Origin of the sequence: Roseateles sp., from assembly GCF_036404855.1 — a bacterium.
Taxonomy (GTDB): domain Bacteria; phylum Pseudomonadota; class Gammaproteobacteria; order Burkholderiales; family Burkholderiaceae_C; genus Pelomonas.
Map to the genome: position 1 here is coordinate 1 of NZ_DASWYS010000236.1, position 4,619 is coordinate 4,619.

Below are 4,619 nucleotides of genomic sequence, written 5' to 3' on the forward strand. Positions count from 1 at the left end.
GGCGGCCGAAGAGACGGCCGCAGCGCCCGAGGCAGCGCCTGCGGAGGAGGCGCCCGCGCCGGCTCGCAAGCGCGCGCCGCGCAAGACGGCCGCCGCGCCCGTCGAGGATGTCGTGGTGGAGTCTGTCGCTGCACCAGCACCAGTACCAGCACCCGTGGCCGAGTCGGCGCCCCTCTTCACGTTGGGTGAAGAAGCTCCGGCGGCGACGTCGGGCGGCGACGGCGATGAGGGCGAGAGTGAGGGTGAGGGCGACGAAGAAGAGGACGGCGAGCGCGGCGGCCGCAGCCGCAATCGTCGCCGCAACCGCAAGGAGCGCGCCGAGCGCCAGGCTGCCGCACAGGCAGCCGGGGGAGAACAGTCGGGCCCGCTGCTGGCGCCTGAACTGGTCGAGGCGGCGGGGGCGCGCTTCGCCGACGTGCTGTCGGGCAGCCTGGATGCCGAATCCGAGGCGCCGGATGCCGAGCCGCCCGTGCTTGCCCTCAGGCCGGAAGCGGCCGAAGAGGCCGCGGAGGAAGGCGAGGGCGACGCTGAGACCAAGCGCGTGCTGGCGCCGGATGCCGACGCGCCCAAGCTGCAAAAGGTGCTGGCCCAGGCTGGCATTGGCTCGCGCCGTGACATCGAGGAGTGGATCGCGGATGGCAAGATCGAGGTGAACGGCGAGGTCGCGCACGTCGGCCAGCGCATTTCCTTCGGTGACCGTGTCCGCGTCAACGGCAAGGAGGTGCGCGTGCGCATCTCGCCGCCGAATCCGCGCATCCTGGCTTATCACAAGCCCACCGGCGAGGTCTCGACATTCAACGACCCCGAGGGCCGTCCGACCGTCTTCCGCACACTGCCGCGCGTGCAGGGGCAGAAGTGGCAATCCGTCGGCCGCCTGGACATCAATACCGAAGGTCTGCTGCTGTTCACCAACTCCGGTGAGCTGGCTAACCAGTTGATGCACCCGCGCTTCGGTGTCGAGCGCGAGTACGCCGCGCGCGTGCTGGGCTCGCTGAGCGACGAGCAGCGCGCCAAGCTGCTGGAAGGCGTGAACGTCGAAGGTCAGACTGCCTCGTTCAAGAGCATTGAGGACGGCGGCGGCGAGGGTGCCAACCGCTGGTACCGCGTCGTCATCACCGAAGGTCGCAATCGCGAGGTGCGCAAGCTCTTCGAGGCGGTCGGCATGGTCGTCAGTCGCCTGATCCGCATCCGTTACGGCACCGTCGTGCTCCCGCGTGGCCTCAAGCGCGGCGTGTGGGTGGAGTTGGGCGACGACGACGTGCGCGTCATCCGTCGCCTGGCCGGCCACGGTGCCAACGTTGGCCAAGGCCAGCAGCAACAAGGCCAGGGCCAGCAGCAGGGCCAGGGCAACAAGAAGGATCGCAACAAGCGCCGTTCCGACGATCGTCACGGCGGGGGCGGCCCGCGTCCGAGCCGCCCGCCCGAGGCGCAGCAGCAACGCCCCCCGCGCGAGGAGCGCGCCCAGCGCCGGGACGACGACGACGAGGACGACGACTTCATCCCACATCACATCAACCCGCTGGAGCAGACCTTCGACCGGCGCCATGCGACGGGCGGCAAGCGCGGCATGCCGCAGGGCTTCGGTGCTGGTGGCAGCGCCCAGCAGACGGGCAACCGGCCCGGTAAGGGCGGCAACAAGGGCAATGGTCCGCGTGAGCCCGATCCGATGCAGACCTCAGTCGGTTACATCGGAGGTGACGCTTTCCTGCGTCGGGGCGGCGGCGGCGGCGGGCGTGGCGGCAAGGGCGGTGGCGGTGGCCGCTCGGGCGGTGGTTTTGGCGGCCGCCACCGCTGATTCGAGGCCCGGGCCGCCGGCCCGGCCCTCCCCGCGGTCTGCGTGACCCGATTAGGGTCATCCCTGCCCGCTACAATTGCAGGCTTTGTCCAATACGCCCCATCAGGAGAACCCCATGGCGATCGAAACCACCCTGTCCATCATCAAGCCCGATGCCGTGGCAAAGAACGTCATCGGCCAGATCTACGCTCGCTTCGAAGCTGCCGGCCTGAAGGTCGTGGCCGCCAAGATGGTGCACCTGTCGCGCGTCGAGGCTGAGCAGTTCTACGCCGTCCACAAGGCCCGCCCGTTCTTCAACGACCTGGTCAACTTCATGATCTCGGGCCCGGTGATGATCCAGGCTCTGCAGGGCGAAGGCGCCATCCTGAAGAACCGTGACCTGATGGGCGCGACCGATCCGAAGAAGGCCGAAAAGGGCACCATCCGCGCCGATTTCGCCGACAGCATCGACGCCAACGCCGTGCACGGCTCCGACGCAGCCGAAACGGCCGCTGTCGAAGTGGCATTCTTCTTCCCCGGCATGAACGTCTACGCCGGCCGGTAATCCCAAAGGGGGCATGTCCCCCGTTTCAGAGGCTCGCATGGACGCGGTCAACCTACTCGGATTCGATCTGCCAGGCTTGGCCGCCTACTGCGAGCAACTGGGCGAAAAGAAATTCCGTGCGACCCAGCTTTTCCGCTGGATCCACCAGAAGGGCGCGTCGGACTTCGAACAGATGTCCGACCTTGCCAAGTCGCTGCGCGAGAAGCTCAGCGGCCGGGCCGTCATCCGCGGCCTGGACATCATTTCCGAGCATGTCTCGACCGACGGCACCATCAAGTGGCTGTTCGACGTGGGCGCCGGCAATGCTGTCGAGGCGGTCTTCATCCCCGAGGACGACCGCGGCACCTTGTGCATCTCCAGCCAGGCCGGCTGCGCGGTCGGCTGCCGTTTCTGCTCCACGGGCCACCAGGGCTTCAGCCGCAACCTGACGACGGCCGAGATCACGGCTCAGCTCTGGTTTGCCGAGCACTCGCTGCGCAAGCGTCTGAACACGGACGAACGCGTCATCTCCAATGTGGTGATGATGGGCATGGGTGAGCCGCTGCAGAACTACGACCACCTCGTGCCGTCGCTCAGGACCATGCTGGACGACCACGGGTACGGCCTGAGCCGCCGTCGCGTGACGGTGTCGACCTCGGGCGTCGTGCCCATGATCGATCGCCTTCGCGAGGACTGTCCGGTGGCATTGGCCGTCAGCCTGCACGCGCCCACCGACCCGTTGCGCGACCAGCTTGTGCCGCTGAACAAGAAGTACCCCATCGCCGAGCTGCTGGACGCCTGCAACCGCTACCTCGAGAAGGCACCGCGCGACTTCATCACCTTCGAGTACTGCATGCTGCAGGAGGTGAACGATTCGCCCGAGCAGGCGCAGGAGCTGGTGCGACTGTTGAAGAACCGGGTCAGCTGCAAGATCAATCTGATCCCTTTCAATCCCTTCCCTGCCTCGGGGCTGGTGCGCAGCACCAATGCCCGCGTGCAGGCCTTCGCCGAGGTGCTGATCCAGGCCGGTATCGTGACGACCGTGCGCAAGACCCGCGGCGACGACATCGACGCCGCCTGTGGCCAGCTCGCCGGTGAAGTCCAGGACCGCACCCGCGCGCATATCCGCATGGTCAGGGCCCCGGTGACGGTGGCCAAATCCGCATGACGTTCTAACGCCGAGGATTTGATGAAGCGACTGCTGATCGTTCTGACCGCCACCCTCCTGGCCGCCTGCGCCGGCACCGGGCCTGCTGCCGACCGGGAGATCAAGACCGACTCCGACCAGACGGACGCCGACCGCCGTGCCGGCATCCGGTTGGAGCTGGCCCAGGGCTATTTCTCGCGCGGCCAGTTCACGACCGCGCTTGACGAGCTCAAGCTCGCGCTGCAGTCCAAGCCTGACATGCGCGAGGCGGTGAACCTGCGCGGCCTGATTTACGCCGCCATGGGGGACAACGCGCTGGCCGAAGAAGCCTTCCGCCGCGCACTGGCTGTCTATCCCAACGACGCGGACACGCTGCACAACTACGGGTGGTTCATGTGCCAGCAGCAGCGCTGGCCCACGGCTGACTCGCTGTTCGATCAGGCGCTGGCCCAGCCCACGTACCGCGCCCCCGCGCGCACGCTGCTGGCCAAGGGCGTCTGTGAGGCCCGCGCCGGTCGCCTCCTGGTGGCCGAGAAGACACTGTCGCGTGCCTTCGAGCTCGACCCGGGCAGCCCTGCCATCGCGGTGAACCTGTCCGAGGTGCTGTTCCGCAACCGCGAGCTGGAGCGCGCGCGCTTCTACGTGAGGCGAGTCAATGCCCAGCCCGAGCAGGTGAACGCGCAAAGCCTGTGGCTGCAGCTGCGCATCGAGCGCAAGCTGGGTGATGTCTCCATGGTCGACGACCTCGCGCAACAAATGCGCCGCAAGTATCCGCAGGCGCCCGAAACCCAGTCCCTGGATTCCGGCCGCTACGACGAATAAGCCGTTCACGGCACACGACAAGAACGACAAGACGATGGAACCCATTTCCGAGGGACGCGCCAATTCCGCAGCCACCGCCGGTGCCTGGCTCAGGAATGCGCGCCAGCAGCGTGGCCTGCACATCGCGGCGCTGGCCGTGATGCTCAAGGTGCCGCAAGCCAAGCTGGAAGCCCTGGAGGCCGATCGCTACGACCTGCTGCCCGACGCCACTTTCGCCCGTGCGCTGGCTACGGCCATGTGTCGTGCGCTCAAGGTTGACCCAGCGCCCGTGCTGGCCCTGCTGCCGCGTACCAGCGAGCAGGGCTTCGACGTGCGCCCGGGCCTCAACCAGC

The 4,619-nt window shown here is 67.6% G+C and carries 5 protein-coding genes; all 5 read left to right on the forward strand.

What is annotated here, in order from left to right; genetic code table 11:
- Window positions 1-1,795, forward strand: a 1,795-nt coding sequence (locus tag VGF12_RS15530) for a pseudouridine synthase (RefSeq protein WP_331176947.1), incomplete at its 5' end; no start/stop codon positions are given.
- A 115-nt stretch (window positions 1,796-1,910) separates the two neighbouring features.
- Entirely contained in the window at window positions 1,911-2,339 is a 429-nt protein-coding gene (ndk, locus tag VGF12_RS15535; RefSeq protein WP_057297017.1) for a nucleoside-diphosphate kinase, read from the forward strand.
- Between the two features lie 37 nt (window positions 2,340-2,376).
- Window positions 2,377-3,486 (forward strand): 23S rRNA (adenine(2503)-C(2))-methyltransferase RlmN, encoded by a 1,110-nt coding sequence (rlmN, locus tag VGF12_RS15540; protein WP_331176950.1) that lies wholly within the window; start codon window positions 2,377-2,379, stop codon window positions 3,484-3,486.
- A gap of 21 nt (window positions 3,487-3,507) precedes the next feature.
- Window positions 3,508-4,287: a type IV pilus biogenesis/stability protein PilW gene (pilW, locus tag VGF12_RS15545; RefSeq protein WP_331176948.1), complete on the forward strand. Its 780-nt coding sequence runs from the start codon at window positions 3,508-3,510 to the stop codon at window positions 4,285-4,287.
- A 34-nt stretch (window positions 4,288-4,321) separates the two neighbouring features.
- Window positions 4,322-4,619: helix-turn-helix transcriptional regulator (locus tag VGF12_RS15550; RefSeq protein ID WP_331176949.1), on the forward strand; the 298-nt coding region annotated here is incomplete at its 3' end.